This is a genomic window from Azospirillum argentinense (genome assembly GCF_000632475.1).
GTDB classification, from domain to species: Bacteria; Pseudomonadota; Alphaproteobacteria; order Azospirillales; family Azospirillaceae; genus Azospirillum; species Azospirillum baldaniorum.
On record NZ_CP007793.1, the window covers coordinates 2,597,774 to 2,618,210 of the forward strand.

Here is a 20,437-nt window from a genome sequence, read left to right on the forward strand (position 1 = left end):
GGCCAAGCGATGAGCAGTTCCACCGCGCTCGCCACCGTCGGCGGTAGCCGCACCGACGCCCGAAACGACGTCATGGCGGTCAACGCCGCCGAGGAGCAGTACGTCACCTTCACCGTCGGCAGCGAGGAGTACGGCGTCAACATCCTGTCGGTCCGCGAGATCCGCGGCTGGACGCCGGAAAGCCGCCTGCCGAACCTGCCGGACTACGTGCGCGGCGTCATCAACCTGCGCGGCATCATCATCCCCATCTTCGACCTGCGCGCCCGCTTCGGCGGCGGCGCCACGTCGGTCACCAAGCGCCACGTCGTGGTGGTGATCCAGGTGGGGGAGCGCACCCGCGGCATCCTGGTCGACGCCATCTCCGACATCCTGGCGATCGGCCACGACGCCATCAAGCCGCCGCCCGACGTGGACGGCGGCATGGTCGACGCCGAGTATCTCAGCGGCCTCTACACCGCCGACGACCGCATGGTCACACTGCTGAGCGTCGAGAAGCTGTTCTCCGTCGAGAACAGCGAGCTGGACTCGGCGACCAAGGCCCTGCCAGCGCTGGAGCGGGCGTCCTGAACAGCCCCCCACGGAGGTGCCCGCACAGGCGCCGACGGGGGTGCGTCATGTCGCGGCTTTTCACACGGGTTTGTTTCAAATAAGGGCTAACGCCGGTACGACGCGGCGGGCAAGGGGGATGGCATGGCGAAAGGGGTCGGTTCGTTCGTTGGGGCGATGGGCATCTCGAAGCGGCTGTGGCTGGCCTTCGCGCTCCTGCTCGCCCTGCTGGCCGCCCAGGTCGCCGCCAGCCTGCTGAGCATCCGCAGCCTGAACGGCAGCGTCGACGCGGTGCTCTCCAGCGGCGAACTCGCCACCTTCGCCAAGGACCTGTCGGCCCGGCTCGCCAACCAGCGCATCCACGGGCGCGACTATCTGGTGTCCGGCGACCCCGCCGCGCTCAACCGCCAGCGCGCGCTGCGCACCGAGTTCGATCAGGCGCTGGCCGCCCACGGCGCGGCCATCCAGCGCTCCAGCCAGGCGGCGGCCTTCGCCGAGCTGGCGCGGCTGCACACCGAGTACCACACCCAGTTCGAGGCGATCCGCGTCGTCCGCGACCGCTACGACGCGGCCATCCACCAGACCATGGACCCGCTGGGCACCCAGATCACCGAGACGCTGGAGCGCATCGTCGAGGGCGCCCAGGCCACCGGCGACAAGGACGCCGCCCTGGTCGGGGAGGAGATGGAGAAGCACTGGGTGCTGAGCCGCCTCTTCGCCAACCGCGCGCTCGGCATGCGCGACGCCGCCGCCGCGGCGCCGATGGAAAAGAACCTGGACGAGATGCTGGAGCATGTGCGCGAGGCGCAGGCCCTGCTGACCGAACCCGGCGTGGCGGCGCTGCTGCGCGAGGTGGCGGAACGGGCGCCGGGCTACCGCGCCGCCTTCCGCGACGCCGTCGCCGCCGACAAGGAGATCGACCGCCTGCGCGCCGAGATCGTCGCCAAGATCGTCACCGCCCTGACCGCGACGCTGGATTCCATCGCCACCACCATCCACGCCGAGCAGAAGGGAATCGAGACCCGCGCCGAAACCGAGGTGGAGAACAGTGTCCTGCTGGCCCTGGTGCTGGGCGGCCTGTCGCTGCTGCTGGGCATCGGCGCCGCCCAGGTCATCGCCCGTTCGATCACCGGCCCGGTCCAGGGCATCCGCAAGGTGATGACCGACCTCAGCGACGGCCATCTGTCGGTCACCGTCCCCCACACCGACGGGCGCGACGAGTTGGGCGCGATGGCCCGCGCCGTCGCCGCCTTCAAGGAGGACGCGGTGACCGCCGTGCGGGCGGGGATCGCGCTCGACCGCGTGTCGTCCTGCATCATGACGGTGGGCGAGGACGGGACGGTCACCTACTGCAACGCCGCCGCCCTGGCGATGTTCAAGGCCGCCGAGAGCGACCTGCGCAAGGCCCTGCCCGCCTTCGACGCCGCCGGGCTGATCGGGACGACTCTCGACGCGCTGGACACCGAGGTCCCACGCCTGCGCTCCAGCCTGACCGGCCTCGCCAGCCCCCACAAGGGCATGGTCAAGGCGGGCCGCCGCAGCTTCGAGATCACCGCCAGCCCGGTCGCCGGGCGCCACGGCGAGAAGCTGGGCCTCGTCGTCGAATGGCGCGACCTGACCGCCGAACTGTCCATCGAGGCGGAAATCGCCGCCATGGTGGACAGCGCCGTGCGCGGCGACTTCGCGCAGCGGATCGCGCTGGACGGCAAGACCGGCTTCTTCCGGCTGGTCAGCGAGGGCATGAACCGGCTGGCCGCCAACGTCTCCGGCGTGACCGAGGATCTGGCCGCCATGCTGGAATCCCTGTCCCAGGGCGACCTGTCGCGGCGCATCGACAAGCCGTACGAGGGCGTGTTCCTGCGCCTGAAGGACGACTTCAACGGCACGGCGGAAAAGTTGTCGGAGATCGTCCGCCGCATCAACGGCGCCGCCGAGTCCATCGCCGCGGCCAGCCGCGAGATCGCCGACGGCAGCCTCGACCTGTCCGAGCGCACCGAGCAGCAGGCCTCCTCGCTGGAGGAGACGGCGGCGAGCATGGAAGAGCTGGCGGCCACCGTCCGCTCCAACGCCGACAACGCCCAGCAGGTCAACAGCTTTGCCAACGACGCCCGCCGCGCCGCCGAGAAGGGCGGTCAGGTCGCCGCCAGCGCCGTGGAGGCGATGCGTGGGATCGAGCGCTCGTCGCAGAAGATTTCCGACATCATCGGGGTGATCGACGAGATCGCCTTCCAGACCAACCTGCTGGCGCTGAACGCGGCGGTCGAGGCGGCGCGAGCCGGCGACGCCGGGCGCGGCTTCGCGGTGGTGGCGCAGGAGGTGCGCAACCTCGCCCAGCGCTCCGCCCAGGCGTCCAAGGAGATCAAGACGCTGATCCTCGACAGCGGGGCGCAGGTCAAGGACGGGGTGGAGCTGGTCCGCTCCGCCGGCTCCTCGCTGACCGACATCGTGGCGGGCATCGCGCGGGTCGCCGACCTCGTGTCGGAGATCGCCCGCGCCACCGCCGAGCAGGCATCCGGCCTGGACGAGGTCAACACCGCCGTCGCCCAGATGGACGAGATGACCCAGAAAAACGCCGCGCTGGTCGAGGAAAGCACCGCCGCCGCCCGCTCGCTGGAGGAACAGGCCGGGCAGCTCCGCCAGCAGATGGCCTTCTTCTCGCTGGACGCCGGCCACGCCCACGGTGGGTCCGAGCTGCCCCGCGGACGGGCGGCATGACCACCGCCCCCAGCCCTTCCCCCGCCTTCGACTCGGCCCCGGCCGACCGCGGCGCCGTCCCCGCGGCGACGTCGGGCCGGCGGGAGTTCCCGTTCGAGCGGCGGCACTTCGACTTCATCGCCCACATGCTCTACCAGCTCGCTGGGATCGCGCTGGCCCCGCACAAGATCGAGATGGTCTATTCCCGCCTCGCCCGGCGGCTGCGCGACTTGCGCCTGAGCGACTTCGACAGCTACTGCGCCTTGCTGGAGAGCGAGGAGGGGGCGAACGAGGTCGGCTTCCTGGTCAACGCCCTGACCACCAACCTGACCAGCTTCTTCCGCGAATCGCACCATTTCGACTTCCTGGCGAAGACCGCGGTGCCGGAAATGCGCGCCCGCCACGCCGGGGAGTCCTCCCACCCGCGGCTGCGCATCTGGTCCGCCGGCTGCTCCTCCGGGCAGGAGCCCTACACCATCGCCATGGTTCTGGCCTCCAGCTTCGGGCCGGAGCTGCGGCGCTGGGACGCGAAGATCCTGGCGACCGACATCGACACCCACATGGTCGACACCGCCCGGCGCGGCGTCTATCCCGCCGATCTGGCGAACAGCATCCCGGCCCCTCTGCGCGACCGCTTCACCCGGCGCCAGCGCGAGGGCGGCGAGCCGATGGTGGCCATGGAGGAGGAGCTGAAGCGGCTGATCACCTTCAAGCCGCTGAACCTGCTGGAGCACTGGCCCATGAAGGGGCCGTTCGACGCGATCTTCTGCCGCAACGTGCTGATCTATTTCGACCGCGTCGGGCGGACCCAGGTCATCGGCAACTTCGCCCGCATGCTGGAGCCCGGCGGCTGCCTGTTCCTCGGCCATTCGGAAAGCCTGTACGGCGTGTCGGACCGCTTCCGCCAGACCGGCCCCACCATCTACCGGAGGCTGTGACGCATGACCGCATTCGCAAGCCGCCGTGCGGCGGAGGCCCGGCAGACCGGCGGCTACTTCCACCCGCAGTTCCGTGCCCACACGATGAAGGTCTTCCTGGGCCATCATCTGGTCAGCGACCGCTCGGACGTGATGATGGTGACGACGCTGGGCTCCTGCGTGGCCGCCTGCGTCCACGACCCGGCGACGGCGATCGGCGGCATGAACCATTTCCTGCTGCCCGAGGTCCCGGAGTCCGAGGACGCCGGCACGGGGGCGGCGGCGCGCTACGGCTCGGTCGCCATGGAGCGGCTGATCAACGACCTGCTGGCCCGCGGCGCCCAGCGCGGGCGGCTGGAGGTCAAGCTGTTCGGCGGCGCCCGCGTCATCGATTCCAGCTTCGACGTCGGCCAGCGCAACGCCGCCTTCGCGCTCGACTACGTGCGGCGGGAGGGGCTGAAGCTGATGGGCCAGGATCTCGGCGGCGCCTCGGCCCGGCGCATCCACTATTTTCCCCACACCGGCAAGGCGATGCGCAAGATGCTGCGGCCGGAAGCCCTGTCGGAGACGGCGAACCAGGAACTGCATTTCCGCTCCAGCCTGCGGCACCAGCCGATCGAGGGCGACGTGGAACTGTTCGGGGAGGACTGAGCCATGACACGCTCCATCCGCGTCGTGATCGTGGACGACAGCAGCCTGATGCGGGAGATGCTGAAGGCCATCATCTCCGAGGAGCCCGGCATCGAGGTGGTCGGCGTCGCCCGCGACCCCTACGAGGCGCGCGACGTCATGAAGCGGACCAACCCGGACGTCGTCACGCTGGACGTCGAGATGCCGCGGATGGACGGGCTGTCCTTCCTGGAGAAGATCATGACGCTGCGTCCGACGCCGGTCGTCATGGTCTCCTCCCTGACCCAGGAAGGGTCGGAGGCGACGATCCGCGCGCTGGAGATCGGCGCGGTGGACTGCGTGGCCAAGCCCGACGGCTCCGAGGGCCACGGCTTCGAGGCGATGGCCCACGAGCTGGTCGGCAAGATCCGCATCGCCGCCACTGCCCGCCTGTCGATGCGGCGGCCCAAACCCGCGAGTTCCCCCCTCCAGACGCCGCGCCGCGCCGGGTCGGGCACCCGCCTCATCGCCATCGGCGCCTCGACCGGCGGGGTGGAGCGCATCCGCGACGTGCTGGCGGTCATGCCCGCCGACTGCCCGCCCATCGTCATCACCCAGCATATGGGTCCCAGCTACGTCCCCAGCTTCGCTGCCCGGCTCGACCGCATCTCGCCGCCGTCGGTGGAGGTCGCCACCCAGGGCGCCCGGCTGGTCCAGGGCAAGGTCTACATCGCCCCCGGCGACCGTCATCTGGTGATCATCCGCGACCCCCAGGGCTATTCCTGCCACATCCAGGACGGGCCGGCGGTCAGCGGCCACCGCCCGTCGGTGGACGTGCTGTTCTCCTCCGTCGCCAAGGCGGCGGGGGCGAACGCGGTGGGGGTGATCCTGTCCGGCATGGGCCGCGACGGGGCGTCGGGCATGCTGGCGATGCACGACGCGGGGGCCTATACCATCGGCGAACAGGAATCGAGCTGCGTCGTCTACGGCATGCCGCGCGCCGCCCGGGAAGCCGGGGCGGTCGCCGTCGAACTGCCGCTGGCGCAGATACCGGCCGAGATGCTGCGCGCGTTCGACGCCATCGGCGAACACCGCACGCGCGCGAACTGAGGAGCAGCACCATGTCTTTCTACGGCCGCGCGCCCCGCCTGGAAGCCGGACCGGAACCGGAGAAGCCGGACCTTCCCGACGATGGCGCTCCCGTGCACAACCTGCCCGAGATCGGCGAGAAGATTCCGGTGACCGGCGAGCTTCTGGCGACCTGGATGGGCTACGCCGACATCCAGCGCCGCACGCTGGAGGCGGTGCAGAACGAGCTGACCCGCACCTCCGCGACGGTCGAGGACGCCACGCTGGACCTCTCCTCCCGCTTCCGCGAGCTGGCCGAGAAGGCCATGCAGCAGTCGGAGCGGGTGGAGGAGATCGTCGGCATGGCCGGCTCCGTCTCCATCGACGGGGAGCGGGTGCCGATGGACCAGCTGGTCACCGGCATGCAGCAGATGATCGCGGACATGATCTCCAACATCGTCATGCTGTCCCGCCACGCCATGAGCATGGTCTATCTCCTCGACGACGTGCAGAAGGACGTGGCGGAGCTGGAGAAGTCGATCGGCGACATCGACGCCATCAACCGCCAGACCAACTTCCTGGCGCTGAACGCCACCATCGAGGCGAGCCGCGCCGGCGAGGCCGGACGGACCTTCGCCGTCGTCGCGCAGGAGGTGCGCCACCTCTCCCGCAACACCGGGGCGCTGGCCGACCGCATGCGCTCCAAGGTCACCGCGGTGGTCAAGGGCGTGCGCAACGGCCACGACATCCTGCGCCAGATCGCCGACACCGACATGTCCCCCCAGATGCTCGCCAAGGAGCGGGTGGACAAGACCATGGACAGCCTGGTCGACCAGACCAACCACTTCCAGGCGGTGCTGGAGACGGCGGCGACCGTGTCGTCGGACATGTCCGCCACCATCAGCCGCATGGTCACCGGAATGCAGTTCCAGGACCTGACCAAGCAGCGGCTGGAGGCCATCAACGACAGCCTCGCCATCATGGCGGAAGGGCTGAACGAGCTGGAAAACCGCACCCGCGTCGAAATGCCCGCTTCCTTGGGGCCGCAGGTTCCGCAGGAATGGCTCGACGAACTGCTGGGCCGCTTCAAGCTGAGCGAGATGCGCCAGCGCTTCGTGCGCCGTCTGCTGCTGGAAGGGACGGCGCTGGACGAGCATGGCGTCCTTGACGTCGATGCCGGCCAGGACGACAGTTCCGGCGGCGACATCGAACTTTTCTGAAGCCGAGGGATTCTCTGGAACCCCCGGCCTGTCTTGCTCCATTCTGGCGTGGTCCGCAAAGGCCACCCGCCCCAATGCCCCTTCAGGAACACCCTTCAGGAACACCGGACCGATGGACTACGGAATTGAGGACAAGGAGCAGGAGACCCTGGTTCGGTTGCGCGGTCGCCTGACCTTCAACGACCACGCCAAGCTGCGCGCCCTGATCCGGGAGATGCTGCAGAACAAGGCCAAACGTCAGGTGCTCGACCTCTCCACGCTGGAATTCGTCGATTCGGCGGGAATCGGCATGCTGCTGATCGCGCGGGAGGAAATGGCGAACGCCGACAAGCAGCTCGTCCTGCGCTCCGCCGCCGGACAGGTCAAGCGCGTGCTGACCGTGGCCCAGCTCAACAAGATCGTCACGATCGAGGACTGACCCCCTTGGTCCCCTCCCCCACCCGCGTCGCCGCCCTGCAAGGCCTGGGCGTGCCGGCCGACCGGCTGGACCGGCTGTCGGCGGCGCTTCGGCTTCCGCCCCGGCGGCCCGGCTCCCCGGCGGGGGAGGAGTTCGGCGCCTCCGTTCTGCTTCTGGTGGGCGATGCCGCCGCCGTGGAGGCGCCGGAGTTCTGGCAGCGCCCCTATGGCGCCTGGATCGAGATCGCCGGCCTGTCCGACGCCCGGATCGTCGAGGCCGCCCACCGCGCCGCCCGCGCCGACCTGTTCGCCTGCGTGACGACGGTGACCGCCAACCGGCTGCATCTGGCCGGGCGCATCCTGACCGGGCTGGCCGCTCTGCACCCCATGCCGGAAGCCCAGCGCGACGACATGGAGCTGGCGCTGCACGAGGCCATCAGCAACGCGGTGGTCCACGGCAACCTTCAGGTCGAAGGCATGAAGGGGCTGAGCGTGGAGGCGCTGGAGCGCTTCTCCCACGATCTGGCGGCACGCATGGCCGACCCCACCTTCGCCGACCGCCGGATCGAGGTCGCCGCCTGGCTGGAAAGCGCTTGCGCGGTGGTCGAGGTCGCCGACGAGGGAACCGGCTTCGCCCGGCCGGAGCGCATCGACTACGGCGCCTCGGGCCGCGGGCTGGACCTGATCGCCGCCATCGTGGAAGAGCTTCAGCTTCTCGACGGCGGGCGGCGCATCCGCATGAGGTTTCCCCTCTGATGGACGACGCCATCGCCGCCTGCCGCATCCTGGTGGTGGATGATACCGACTTCAACCGCACACTGATCGGCGCCCTGCTCGGCGAAGCCGGCTTCCAGAACGTCGTCTACGCCAAGGACGGCTTCGACGCGCTCGCCCAGATCGCCGCGGAGGCGCCGGACCTGCTGATCCTCGACATCATGATGCCGGGGATGGACGGGTTCGAGGTGTGCCGCCGCCTGCGCGACGACCACGCCTACGCCGACCTGCCGGTGCTGGTGCAGACCGCCCTGTCGTCCAGCGACGACCGCAACCGCGCCTTCGCCGCCGGCACCACCGACCTGATCTCCAAGCCGCTGGACCGGACCGAGCTGGTCGCCCGCGTGCGCATCCACCTGGAGAACCGGGTGCTGATCCGCGACCTGCAGACCTACCGGGCGCGGGTCGAGGGGGAGCTGGCGATGGCCCGCTCCATGTACGACCATCTCCTGCCCTCCGCGGCGCTGTGCGCCACCCAGACGGACCGCGCCGGGGTGACGCTGCGCTCGCACACGGCGCTGTCCTCCGACCTGGGCGGCGACCTCTGGGGGGTGCTGCCGCTGGCCGGCGGGCGGTTCGGTCTGTTCCTGCTGGACATGGCCGGGCGCGGCGTGTCTGCGGCGCTGAACGCCTTCCGCATGCACACGCTGATCCACGAGCTGGCCCCCCATCTCGGCGAACGGCCCGCCGCCTTCCTGACCGAACTGAACGAACGGGCCGTCTGCCTGCTGGAGCTTGGCCAGCACGCCACGGTGATCTACGGCGTGGTGGACGGCGCGGCGGAGCGCTTCACCTACGCGGCGGCGGCGGCGGCCCCGCCGGTCCTGGTGCCGCCGGACGGCGCGGCGCTGGTCTTCGGCGAAGGGTCCGGCCAGCCGGTGGGCATCGCCGCCGGCACCCGCTACGAGGAACGCAGCCTGCCCTTCCCGCCGGACTCGGCGTTGGTCCTGCACTCCACCGCCGTGCTGGAGGCGCTGGGCGGGCGCAACGGCGGCTTGGCCGCCCTGCTGCGGAGCCCCGCCGTCCGGAACGCCCTGGCCACCGGCGATGGCGGCGGCGCCTTCACGGCGGTGACCGCGGCGCTCGCCGAGGCCCAGGGCGACGTGCCGCTCGACGACCACACGCTGGTGTGGATCGGGCGCGAGGGGGCGCGATGAACAAGCTGCCGGAGGTTCCGGGGCTGGAAACGGCCCGCGTCCTGGTGGTGGACGACAACCGCGTGAACCGCCACCTGCTCCAGGCCCTGCTGGAACGCGGCGGCGTCACCCGCATCGAGATGGCGGAGGACGGCAACGACGCGCTGGCCCGGCTGGACGCCTTCCGGCCCGACCTGATCCTGCTCGACCTGATGATGCCGAACCTGGACGGGTTCGAGATGTGCCGCCGCCTGCGCGCGCTTCCCGCCTGGAAGGATCTGCCGGTCCTCGTGCAATCCAGCCTGAACCGGGCGGAGGACCGCGCCAAGGCCTTCGCCGCCGGTGCCACCGATTACGTGACCAAGCCGATCAACGCGGTCGAGCTGCTGGCCCGCGTGCGCATCCACCTGCAGAACCGGGCGCTGCTCCACGACCTCCAGTGTTTCCGCGAGCGGACGGAGAGCGAGCTGTCGCTCGCCCGCAAGATGCAGGAGCGGCTGATGCCCTCGCCGGAGCGGCTGGCCGAGGTGGAGGCCGCGGCCGGGGTGGGCATCGCCGCCCATTTCGCCCCCTCGTCGGAGCTGGGCGGCGACTTCTGGGACCTGCGCCACAACGCCGGTGAGCGGGGCCAGGGTCAGGGCCAGGGACAAGGCCGGACCATGCTCTACATGGTCGATTTCTCCGGCCATGGCGTCGGGGCGGCGCTGAACACCTTCCGCCTGCACGCGATCTGCCAGCAAATGGACATGTCCGGCCTGACCCCGGGCGCGCTCCTGTCCACCGTCAACCGGCGGCTGTGCGCGCTGCTTCCCAACGGGCAGTTCGCCACCATGCTGGCCGGGGTGGTCGAGCCGGCGGAGAACCGCTTCGTTTACGCCTCCGCCGGATCGACGCGCCCGATGGTCTGGGCACCGGGCGATGCCGAACCGCTGCTGGGCGACAGCGCGGGCCTGCCGCTCGGCCTGCTCGCCTCGGCGGAGTATGAGGAGCGCTCCCTCCCCCTGCCCCCCGGCGGGCGCCTGTTCCTCTATTCGGACGGCGCCATCGAAATCCCGGTTGGCAATGACGTCCTGGACGAGCCGGGCCTCGCCGCCCTGGTCGCCGAGCGGATGGACGAGACCGACGGCGACCGCTTCCTGGACGGGTTGCTGGACCGCCTGCGCGCCATCGGCCCGATCGACGACGACCTGACCGCGTTGCTGCTGACCCGCAAGGGCTGAACGAGCCTTGGAACCGACGGGCGCATGACCGCCAGCCCCCACCACGCCGCCCCCATCCGGGTCGTTCTGGACACCAACATCCTCGTCGGCTACGCCCTGCTCGGCGCCGAGGTGCCTCGCCGCAGCCTGGCCATCCAGCGCAGCGTCGAGGCGGTGCGGGCGCAGGGAGCCGCCTTCGTCTCCGACGCCACGCTGGCGGAGCTGCGCGAGGTGCTGATGCGCCCGGACTTCGAGCGCTACCGCCCGGCGGAGGAGCGCGCCGCCTTCCTGGCCGCCTTCGCCGCGGAGGCCCGGCGGGTCGAGCCCGCTCCGGTGGAACGGCTGTGCCGCGATCCCGACGACGACATGTTCCTGGCCGTGGCGCTGGCCGCCGACGCCGACTGGCTGGTGACGGTGGACCGGCAGCTTCTGTCGGTGCGCCGGGTGGGCCGCACCCGCATCCTGCGCCCCGAGCGGTTCCTGGACGCGATCGCCTGACTCCGCGTCTCACGCTTCGGCCCCAAAAGTTTCCACTCGACTTCCGGCCTTCGTTCTCTAGAATGAAAAGAGAACACTTCGCAAACTAGCGGTGAACGGATCGCGGGTGACCGGATGAGCACGCAACCTCTCCTGTTCGACAGCCTGCCCGAAACGGAGCGGGCGCGCAAACCGGCGCGCCGGTCCCGCGCCACCACTGTGGCGGCGCCGGTGGCCATCGACGTGGTGCGGGAGGACGTTCCGTCACCGTCGTCGGCGCCGCCACCGATGACCCTCGCGCTCGTCCCGCCGCCGCCCGTCCCGATGGCGCCGCGCGCCGACTTCGACCCGGCCGCCCTGACCAACGCGGAGCTGCGGGCGCTGGCCCAGGCGCTGCCCGACCACAAGCTGGCCCATCTGCTGATCGAAGCCGCACGCGAGTTGAAGCGCCGCGCCACTCCGGGAGCCGCCTCGGGCGCCTGGGAAGAAGACGAGGGAGAGGGCGGCCCGTCCGAACCGAATCCCCTGCTGCTGCGCGCCGCCCGGCAGGCGGTCGGCGAATTGTCGGGCGAGGATGGCTGACCAAGTCACGAACACTGACCGATTCACAGAATACGTGTCCGGAAACAAAATAATCCCGCCGCAATAGATCGTTTCTTACCCCAACTTTGTACGGGCTCCTCCCCCCGATTCGGGAATGATTGCGCGACAAGACACGCACTTATGTGCAATGATGTGTCCGTAGCCTGACCAATGGCCGCGCCTGCGTTTCCCTGGCGCATCGCCTGCGGTCCGGACCGAAAGGAACGACCCGCGGGGAGGGTGATTTGGACTGGATGACCTGGCTCCAGGATTGGGGCGATGCCTTCTATCCCCTGGCCTTCATATGGGCCTTTTTCGAAGGCGAGACCTTCGTGATCTTCGGTGGGATGGGCGCGCATCTGGGGATCATCAACCTATACTGGTTGGTTGCCGCCGTCTGGATCGGCAGTTTCATGGGCGACCAGTGTTATTTCTGGATCGGCCGCAAATGGGGCGCCAAGGCGCTGGCCCGTTTCCCGGCGGCGGAGGCCCGCGCGTCCCGCGTGCTGTACTGGCTGGAAACCTACGGCGTCGGCTTCATCCTGGCCTTCCGCTTCCTCTACGGGGTGCGCAACATCGCCTCGGTCGCCGTCGGCACATCCCGAATGCCCTGGCGCAAGTTCCTGTTCTGGAACTTCATCGCCGCCGGTATCTGGGCCTGGAGCTTCGCCGGGGCCGGCTACATGTTCGGCGAGGCCGCCGCCGCCATCGGCGAGAACGGTCCGAAGATCCTCCTGCTCATCGCGCTGGGCATCGGCGTCACCATCTTCGCCGTGAAGAGTGTGATGTGGGTCCGCCGCCGCTACGCCGCGTCCGAGACCCAGGCGTAACGGCGCCCCTCCCCCCGAGACTCAGGCAGAAGGGCCGCCGCGGACAACCGCGGCGGCCTTTCTCGTTTCCACACTGTGATGTCCGGGCCTGCCCTCACGCCCGGCGGGCGATCCATACGGCGGTCAGGTCGTCGCGCAGCGGCAGGCTGGTGCGGGCGTAGAAGCGCTCCAGCAACGGCCCCAGCGGGCGGGCGCGGTTGGCGGCGATGGCGCCGCGCAGCAGGCCGGGGACCCCGTCCTGGCCGATCGGCTCGTTGTCCGGACCGCTGCATTCGATCAGCGCGTCGCTGTAGAGGAACAGGCAGCTTCCGCGCGGCAGGCGCAGGCTGCGGTCGGCGTAGACGGCGCGACGCGACGCGCCCAGCACCAGCCCCGCCGAATCGAGCAGCCGAAGCTCCCCCGCGATCCCCACCACCGGATTCGGCGCCCCGGCCGAGGCGTAGGTCAGCGTGTCGGTGTGCAGGTCCAGGATGCCGAAGAAGGCGGTGGCGAACTGGCCGACCGGCAGCACCTCCTTCAGCGCCCGGTTCAGCCCGGCCAGCCATTCCGAGGGCGGCACATGCTGCATGGGAAAGCGGTCGATCAGCGTGTGCAGGCGGAAGGTGTTGATGGCGGCGGTGATGCCGTGCCCGGCGAAATCGACCAGCAGGAAGGCAACGCGGTGGCTGTCCAGCGGGTAGACGTTCCAGAAGTCGCCGCCCAGCTCCGACGAGGTTTCGAAATGGGCGTCCAGCACCAGCTCGTACCGCTCGGCGACGGCCTCCAGCTCCCTTGGCTCGGGCAGCAGGGACAGTTGCATCGCCTTGGCGTGCTTCAGCTCCCGCTCCACCCGCGCGCGGAAATTGGCGAGGTCGGTGAACAGCTTGCGCTTTTCGAGCTGGTGGCGGACGCGGGCGACGCACTCGCCGGGCTTGATCGGCTTGGAGATGAAGTCGCTGCCCCCGGCCTCGAAGCAGCGGACCTGCTCCTCGTCGCTGTCCAGCGCGGTCTGGAACAGGATCGGCAATTCCTCGTGGGTCAGCCGCTCGCGCAGGCGCCGGCACATCTCCAGCCCGTCCATCACCGGCATGCTGACGTCAAGCAGCACCAGATCGGGGCGGAAGCTCTCCACCTTGCGCAGCCCCTCCACACCGTTCTCGGCGACCTCGATCTGGGTCAGCCCGGCGCGGCGGATCATCAGAGCCAGCGACTTCCTGTTGAATTCGTTGTCGTCGACGATCAGGACGCGGCTGGCGGCGAGTGAGATGGGCATGCGCGGTCCCGCCCGTCCGTCACAGGTCGAACTGCAGCAGGGTGCAGCGCCCGCCGTCGGTCACGTGGATGCGCCGGGCCAGCGCCCGCATGAACACGAAGCCGCGGCCGGAATGGGCGCCGCTGTCGGTGTCCTGCGGCAGGGCCGCGGCGTCGAACCCGTTGCCCTGGTCGACCACCGCGATGGACAGGCTGTCGGCGGTCCAGCGCGCGAAGATGTCGATCCGTCGCTGCCGCACGGTCCCGTCGCCCAGCCGTTCGCGGAGCAGCCGGCTGAACAGCCGGTAGCCCTCCGGCTGCTCCTTGGTCGCGCTGGGAATGCCCAGATTGCCATGGACGATGGCGTTGGCGATGGCCTCGTGCAGGCACAGCTCGACGTTGCCGCGCCGCTCCGGCGCCAGCACGCCGCGCCGGGTCAGCTCGTCGCAGACCAGAACCGCGCATTGCAGGCCATAGGCCGTGCCGGTGGTCAGCGACAGGTAGAATCCCTGCTCCACCGGCGGGGCGCCCAGCCAGTCGGCGTCGATGGCGCCGGTCCCCTCCTCCCGCTCCGTCAGTTCCACCGTCAGGAAACGGTTGAGCCCGAAGGCGCCGCGCAGGATGTCGCGGTCGGCCTGGGCCAGCAGCACCGCGGCGGCGGCCCGGCCATCAAGGGCGTCTCCGACGCCTGCAGCGGCCTCGTTCAGGCCGAGGCGCGCGGCGACCCGCGCGGCGATCTCCGCCGGCACGCGATCCCGCACGACGCTGAAGGGGCGCACGGCGCCGGCCGGACCGGGGGGAAGACAGGCGGGGGAACCGTCCATTGCCCGCTCACCGCTCGATGGCGACGACTTCGCCGATCCGCGCGAGGTCGATGGATCGCAGCACATCGCCCTGCAGCTTGCGGAGGATCAGCTTGATGTTGCGCTGCTCCGCCTCGTCCTGAAGGATCAGCAGCATGCCGATCCCCGCGGAATCGATGAAGGTCAGCCCGTCCATGTCCAGGATGAAGCGGCGCGTGCCCTCGCCGTTGAGCAGCTCCACGATGTCGGGAAGGCTGTCATGGTCGGTGAACTCCAACCGGCCGCTCAGCAGCACCTCAATGGTTTCAGAGGACCGGCGCACCTGGAAATTCATGACATCCTCTTGTGTTGCACCGCGCAAGCGGCTCCCGCGAACAGTAGTGCAAGGCCGATCCCCCCTCAAGCTTCAAGTATACATTCCGTCAATTTTATCGACCATAGGAAGAATTTTCACGCTTCACACGCCGTAGACGGACGGCATCGGTTGATAGTACAACCACATGGCCGGTGAAGGCGGCGCCGTGCCGCCGCTCCGCCCCGGTCATGCGACCCCGCAGCGGGATACCCCTTCATGACGGTGATCGAGCAGGCGTGGAAGACGGTGCCGACGGTGTCGGCGAAATTCCTGCTGATCCTGATTCCCATCCTGCTCCTGACCACGCTCGGCTTCTCCTCGATCTTCTTCTACGGCAAGTACAAGGATCTGCGCGGCGCCCTGCGCGACCGGATCGAGGCGGTGGCGGAGATCAACGCCGTCGCCCTGTCCTCCAGCCTGTGGGCCGTGGACGTGCCGGCCATCCGCAACATCATCCAGGCGATCTCCGTCAACCGCGAGCTTCTGTGCATCGAGGTGGCGGACGAGCTGGCGGACGGCCGTTTCGCATGGCCGGACGCCGATTGCCGTCCCGTCGCCGGCCGCGAGACGGTGCGCCGTCCGATCCAGGTGCAGAACCGCCGGCTCGGCACGCTGACGCTCCATTTCAGCTACGCCTCGGTGGACGAGCAGATCCGGCAGGAGATGGTCAACACGCTGTGGCTCGTGCTGCTGATGCTGGTCGGCACGCTGGTCACCGCCCTGACCGCGCACCGGCTGACCATCGGCGTGCCGCTGGGCCGGCTGATCGCCTCGATCCGCACCGCGGAGCAGGAGCATCTGCGCCAGCCCGTGCACTGGTCGTCGGCCGACGAGCTGGGGCGGGTGATCGCCGCCTACAACGGCATGCTGACCCGGCTGGACGAGGAGGAGGCCGCCCTGCGCCAGAGCGAGGAGCGGTTGGGGCTGGCCATCACCGCGACCCGTTCCTCGGTCTGGGACTACGACCTGCGGACCGGCCAGTACTGGTGGTCGAAGGAGTTTCCCGCCCTGCTCGGCTACGGCCCGGCGGAGCTGGAAATGACCGCGCGGACCTGGGAATCGCTGATCCACCCGGAGGAGCGGCGGCGGGTCATCGCGGAGTCCCGCAGCCGGGTGCGCGACAAGGACAGCGCCTACGCCACCGTCTACCGCATGCGCCGCCGCGACGGCGGCTGGAGCTGGATCGAGGATCGGGCGACCGCCCTGCGCGACGGCGAGGGAACGGCCGTCCGCCTGACCGGCACCATGTCCGACGTGACGGAGCGCATGCAGGCCGAACGGGATCTGGCGCGCGAGCGGAACGTCCTTCAGATCACGCTCGACAACACCGACCAGGGCATCATCATGGTGGACCGCAACCTGCGGGTCGTCATGTCCAACCGCCGCGCCGCGGAGCTTCTCGACGTGCCGGCGGCCTTCCTGGCCGGCAACCCGCTGTTCCCCGAGATCATCCAGCGCCAGCGCGCCCAGGGCGCCTTTGAGGATTTCAGCATCGATCCCGACCTGGAGCTGGACGAGACCGCGGTGGTCCCCGACCTGCCCTTCGCCTTCAAGCGGCGGCGGCCCGACGGCACGATCATCGAGGTGCGCTCCAACCCCCTGCCGGAGGGCGGCTTCGTCCGCACCTTCACCGACGTGACGGTGGAGGCGCGCTCCGCCGAGGAGGTGTTCCACGCCATGGAGGCGCTGGAGACCGCCTACGCCGACCTCAAAGAGACCCAGGATAGCCTCGTCCAGGCGGAGAAGATGGCCTCGCTCGCCCTGCTGGTGGCCGGCGTCGCGCATGAGATCAACACGCCGGTGGGCATCGCCTACAGCTGCTCCACCCATCTGGCCTCGAAGACCCGAACGCTGACCGAGGCCTTCGCGACGGGCAGCCTGAAGAAATCCGACCTGACCGGCTATGTGGCGGCGGCGGGCGAGGCCTCCCGCCTGATCGAGCAGAACCTGACCCGCGCGGCGGAACTGATCCAGAGCTTCAAGCGCGTCGCCGTCGACCAGACCAGCCAGGAGCGCCGCCGCTTCGACCTGCGCTCCTATCTGGACGAGATCATCACCTCGCTGGGTCCGCGCCTGCGCAAGAGCCCGCACCGGATGACCGTCGCCTGCCCGGACGGCATCACCATGGACGGCTATCCCGGCGCGCTCAGCCAAGTCATCACCAATCTGGTCATCAACGCGCTGACCCACGCCTTCCCCGATGGGCGGGAGGGGACGATGGCGCTGATCGTGGAGGCGTTGCCGGACGGTGAGCTGGACATCCGCTTCGCCGACGACGGGGTCGGCATCGCCCCGGACAATCTGCCCAAGGTCTTCGAACCCTTCTTCACGACCAAGCGCGGCACCGGGGGCAGCGGACTCGGCCTCCACATCGTCTTCAACCTGGTGACGCAATCGCTGGGCGGCCGGATCTCGGTGGAGAGCCCACGCCCCGCCATGCCCACCCCCGACACCCCCGGCGGATGCACCAGCTTCCTCCTGCGGATTCCCGTAACCGCCCCCCGAACGGCCGGCGCCGCCGGAAAGGGTCCGGCAACCGATGCAGCATGACGGACGCAGCATGACCGACGAGCTGATCATGCCCGACACCGGCCCCAACTCGGACCCCAACCCGGACGACGACATCCTGTTCGCCGACGAGGACGGCGGAGACGGCGACGGAGCCCTGCCCTGGCCCGTCCTGGTGGTGGACGACGAGGACGACGTCCACGCCATGACCGCCCTTCTGCTGGACGACGTCGCGTTCCAGGGCCGCCGGCTGGAACTGATCGGCTGCCGCTCCGCCGCCGAGGCCCGCGCCGTGCTTCGCAACCGTCGGGACATCGCCATCATCCTGCTCGACGTGGTGATGGAGGAGGAGGACGCCGGTCTGACGCTGGTGCGCTGGATCCGCGGAACGCTGGGAAATCTGGACGTCCGCATCATCCTGCGCACCGGCCAGCCGGGGCAGGCGCCGCAGCGCGACGTGATCGTCGGCTGCGACATCAACGACTACAAGTCGAAGGCCGACCTGTCGGCGGAGGGGCTGTTCACCGCGGTGATCGCGGCGCTGCGCGCCTACGACCACATCCGCTTCATCGAGACCAAGGTGGCCGAGCGCACGCAGGAGCTGCGGCAGAGCCGCGAGCAGATGCGCGCCATCCTGGAATCGAGCCCGGTCGGCGTCTGCGCCTACACCCACGACGGCGTCCTCGTGATGTGCAACGACCGGCTGGTCCATCTGCTGGGCGTGCCGAAGGAGCGGCTGGTCGGCGTCTCCATCGCCGACCTGTTCATCAAGCCGGACAACACCGAGGCGCACGAAACGCACTGGACCTTCTTCCGCCGCTCGCTGCGCGACGCCGAGGTGCGGGTGCGGCGGGCCGACGGCTCCGTCTTCTGGGCGCTGGTGTCGGTGGACCCCACGCTGCTCGACGGCCGCCCGGTCCATCTCGCCTGGGTCTACGACATCACCCGGCGCAAGCTGGCCGAGCACCAGATGGAACGCGCCAAGGAGCAGGCGGAACAGACGACCGCCGCCAAGTCCGCCTTCCTCGCCACCATGAGCCATGAGATCCGCACGCCCATGAACGGCGTGCTGGGCATGCTGGAGCTGCTGGAGCGCACGCCGCTGGACGGCGGGCAGCGCGACACCGTGGCGACCATGCGGGAATCGGCGACCTCGCTGCTGCGGATCATCGACGACATCCTCGACTTCTCGAAGATCGAGGCCGGCAAGATGGACCTGGAGCAGGTGCCCGTCTCCATCCCCGCTCTGGTCGAAGGGGTGGCCGACACGCTGGCCCCGGCGGCGCGGGCCAAGGGGCTGGCGCTGCTGACCTACGTGGACCCGGCGATCCCGCCGGCGCTGACCGGCGATCCGGTGCGGCTGCGCCAGATCCTGTTCAACCTGTGCGGCAACGCCATCAAGTTCACCGAACGCGGGCGCATCCTCGTGCAGGCCACCCTGGCGGCGTGGACGGGCGAGGGCACCTGTAGCGGCACCCGACTGCGCATCGAGGTGGCGGACACCGGCATCGGCATTTCCGAGACGGCGCGCCGCCAGCTCTTCCAGCCCTTCACCCAGGCGGAAAGCTCGACCGCCCGGCGCTTCGGCGGCACCGGGCTGGGCCTGTCGATCTGCCGGCGGCTGGTCGCGCTGATGGGCGGGGCGATCGGGGTGGACAGCGCGCCGGGGGCGGGCTCGACCTTCTGGGTGGAGCTGACGCTGGACGCCGCGGCGGCCATCGCCTCGCCCGCCGCCCCGACGGCGACGGCCCCCCTGGCGATGGCGGAGCCGGACCTTGCCGGCCTGACCGTCCTGGTCGGTCTGCCGGAGACGGTGGAGCGCCGGATCGTCGCCGATTATCTGGAGGCCGCCGGGGCGCGGGTGCTGGCCGCCGGGGAGCCGGGCGCCCTGGCCGAACAGGCCCGGACGGCCTGCGAAGCCAGCGGCGCGCTGAACGTCGTGGTGGTCGACGAGGCGCTGCACACCCCCGCCGCCGCCCAGGCGCCGCAGCTGCTGGGCCGCCGCATCGGCGAACCGCGGGTGCCGACGGTTCTGCTGCAGGACCCGGCGGCACCTGTGGTTCCCCGATGCGGCAACCGCCCCGCCGACGGATCGGTCCCGGTGAGCCGCCCGGTCCGCCGCACCCCGCTGGTGCGCGCGGTGGCGGAGGCCGCCGGGCGCACCGTGCCGGACGCCCCACCAGCCGCAGGCCCGCCGCCCGACGCGCCCTGCGCCCCGGCCCCGCTGAGCCCGGAGCGCGTCATCGCCGAGGCCGAAGCCCGCGGGCGGCTGATCCTGGTGGCGGAAGACAACGCCATCAACCGGAAGGTCCTGCAGATGCAGCTCACCTCGCTGGGCCACACGGCGGAGCTGACCAACGGCGGTGCGGAGGCCCTGGCCGCGCTGGGGCGGCGGCGCTACGCCCTGCTGCTGACCGACATCCAGATGCCCGAGGTGGACGGGTTCGAGCTGACCCGGCGCATCCGCGCGGCGGAGCGCGCGACCGGCGCCCATCTGCCGATTGTCGCCCTGACCGCCAACGCCGCCCCGGCGGACATCGAGAGTTACCGCGCGGCCGGCATGGACGAGGCGTTGAGCAAGCCCCTGGACTTGATGAAACTCGACGCGGCGCTATCCCGCTTCCTGCCGCCTTCCGTATCGGCCCCGGCAGCGCCGCGCCTTTCCTCTCAGCCACCGGAGGACCCGACGATGGACCTGCCCCCCGTCAACGCGGATGTGCTGCGCCGGCTCTGCGATGACGACCGGGCGCTGATGGACGAGTTGCTGAACGATTTCGTCAGCATTGGCCGCCACATCACCGATGAGGTCGTCGCCGCCGTCGCCGCGCGGAACGGAACGGCGATCCGCGCCGGCGCCCACAATCTGAAGGGATGCGCCCGCAACGCCGGGGCGACGCCCCTCGGCGACGCGGCGCAGGCGCTGGAGCAGGCGGTGATGCAGGACGCCCCCTGGGAGCGGGTGACCGGGCTGGCCGCAACGCTGGAGCAGGCGATGCGGGAGGTCGAACGCTTCATCGCCGCGGCACCGCCTTCCTGAACGGCCACCCGAACCCCCTTTGTCCGTTCGAACCGGCGTCCGATTGGGGTATCGTC

Annotated in this window: 18 protein-coding genes; 15 read left to right on the forward strand and 3 right to left on the reverse strand. The window is 70.1% G+C overall.

What is annotated here, in order from left to right; all coding sequences use genetic code 11:
- Nucleotides 1–9: 9 nt before the first annotated feature.
- From ABAZ39_RS12205 to ABAZ39_RS12265, 13 genes are all read left to right on the forward strand, one after another.
- A complete protein-coding gene (locus ABAZ39_RS12205; protein ID WP_014241669.1) occupies nucleotides 10–567 on the forward strand; it encodes a chemotaxis protein CheW in 558 nt (185 codons plus the stop codon).
- Between the two features lie 123 nt (nucleotides 568–690).
- Entirely contained in the window at nucleotides 691–3,261 is a 2,571-nt protein-coding gene (locus ABAZ39_RS37495) for a methyl-accepting chemotaxis protein (protein WP_038529692.1), read from the forward strand.
- Complete coding sequence (locus tag ABAZ39_RS12215; protein ID WP_038529694.1) at nucleotides 3,258–4,178, forward strand: CheR family methyltransferase; 921 nt, start codon at nucleotides 3,258–3,260, stop codon at nucleotides 4,176–4,178. Before ABAZ39_RS37495 ends, ABAZ39_RS12215 begins: the two co-directional genes overlap by 4 nt.
- Before the next feature lie 3 nt (nucleotides 4,179–4,181).
- Nucleotides 4,182–4,808, forward strand: a complete 627-nt coding sequence (locus tag ABAZ39_RS12220) for a chemotaxis protein (protein ID WP_014241672.1) — start codon at nucleotides 4,182–4,184, stop codon at nucleotides 4,806–4,808.
- A gap of 3 nt (nucleotides 4,809–4,811) precedes the next feature.
- The gene (locus ABAZ39_RS12225; RefSeq protein WP_038529696.1) at nucleotides 4,812–5,876 is read left to right on the forward strand and encodes a protein-glutamate methylesterase/protein-glutamine glutaminase; all 1,065 of its coding nucleotides are present in this window, start codon (nucleotides 4,812–4,814) and stop codon (nucleotides 5,874–5,876) included.
- A gap of 11 nt (nucleotides 5,877–5,887) precedes the next feature.
- On the forward strand, nucleotides 5,888–7,054 hold the full coding sequence (locus ABAZ39_RS12230) for a methyl-accepting chemotaxis protein (RefSeq protein WP_038529698.1): 1,167 nt from the start codon (nucleotides 5,888–5,890) through the stop codon (nucleotides 7,052–7,054).
- 112 nt (nucleotides 7,055–7,166) lie between these two features.
- Nucleotides 7,167–7,472 carry an STAS domain-containing protein gene (locus ABAZ39_RS12235; protein WP_014241675.1) on the forward strand — a complete coding sequence of 102 codons (306 nt, stop codon included), beginning with the start codon at nucleotides 7,167–7,169 and terminating at the stop codon, nucleotides 7,470–7,472.
- Between the two features lie 5 nt (nucleotides 7,473–7,477).
- Nucleotides 7,478–8,206: an ATP-binding protein gene (locus tag ABAZ39_RS12240; RefSeq protein ID WP_051657983.1), complete on the forward strand. Its 729-nt coding sequence runs from the start codon at nucleotides 7,478–7,480 to the stop codon at nucleotides 8,204–8,206.
- Nucleotides 8,206–9,381, forward strand: a complete 1,176-nt coding sequence (locus tag ABAZ39_RS12245) for a fused response regulator/phosphatase (protein WP_038529702.1) — start codon at nucleotides 8,206–8,208, stop codon at nucleotides 9,379–9,381. Before ABAZ39_RS12240 ends, ABAZ39_RS12245 begins: the two co-directional genes overlap by 1 nt.
- Complete coding sequence (locus tag ABAZ39_RS12250; RefSeq protein ID WP_038529704.1) at nucleotides 9,378–10,580, forward strand: PP2C family protein-serine/threonine phosphatase; 1,203 nt, start codon at nucleotides 9,378–9,380, stop codon at nucleotides 10,578–10,580. The genes ABAZ39_RS12245 and ABAZ39_RS12250 overlap by 4 nt, the downstream gene beginning before the upstream one ends.
- Before the next feature lie 24 nt (nucleotides 10,581–10,604).
- Entirely contained in the window at nucleotides 10,605–11,057 is a 453-nt protein-coding gene (locus ABAZ39_RS12255; protein WP_038529706.1) for a putative toxin-antitoxin system toxin component, PIN family, read from the forward strand.
- 114 nt (nucleotides 11,058–11,171) lie between these two features.
- Entirely contained in the window at nucleotides 11,172–11,618 is a 447-nt protein-coding gene (locus ABAZ39_RS12260; protein WP_038529708.1) for a hypothetical protein, read from the forward strand.
- Nucleotides 11,619–11,872: 254 nt separating this feature from the next.
- Complete coding sequence (locus tag ABAZ39_RS12265; RefSeq protein WP_038531402.1) at nucleotides 11,873–12,448, forward strand: DedA family protein; 576 nt, start codon at nucleotides 11,873–11,875, stop codon at nucleotides 12,446–12,448.
- Nucleotides 12,449–12,542: 94 nt separating this feature from the next.
- On the opposite strand, the gene ABAZ39_RS12270 is transcribed toward ABAZ39_RS12265, so the two are convergent.
- From ABAZ39_RS12270 to ABAZ39_RS12280, 3 genes are read right to left on the reverse strand one after another with little or no spacing between them, the layout of a single operon-like run.
- A complete protein-coding gene (locus ABAZ39_RS12270; RefSeq protein ID WP_038529710.1) occupies nucleotides 12,543–13,700 on the reverse strand; it encodes a PP2C family protein-serine/threonine phosphatase in 1,158 nt (385 codons plus the stop codon).
- 19 nt (nucleotides 13,701–13,719) lie between these two features.
- Complete coding sequence (locus ABAZ39_RS12275) at nucleotides 13,720–14,502, reverse strand: ATP-binding protein (protein ID WP_038529712.1); 783 nt, start codon at nucleotides 14,500–14,502, stop codon at nucleotides 13,720–13,722.
- Between the two features lie 7 nt (nucleotides 14,503–14,509).
- Nucleotides 14,510–14,815: an STAS domain-containing protein gene (locus ABAZ39_RS12280; protein ID WP_038529714.1), complete on the reverse strand. Its 306-nt coding sequence runs from the start codon at nucleotides 14,813–14,815 to the stop codon at nucleotides 14,510–14,512.
- A 237-nt stretch (nucleotides 14,816–15,052) separates the two neighbouring features.
- Here ABAZ39_RS12280 and ABAZ39_RS12285 point away from each other — a divergent pair, with 237 nt between their 5' ends.
- Complete coding sequence (locus ABAZ39_RS12285) at nucleotides 15,053–17,386, forward strand: PAS-domain containing protein (protein WP_038529716.1); 2,334 nt, start codon at nucleotides 15,053–15,055, stop codon at nucleotides 17,384–17,386.
- Between the two features lie 10 nt (nucleotides 17,387–17,396).
- A complete protein-coding gene (locus ABAZ39_RS12290) occupies nucleotides 17,397–20,381 on the forward strand; it encodes a hybrid sensor histidine kinase/response regulator (protein ID WP_038531405.1) in 2,985 nt (994 codons plus the stop codon).
- The last annotated feature ends 56 nt before the right edge of the window (nucleotides 20,382–20,437 follow it).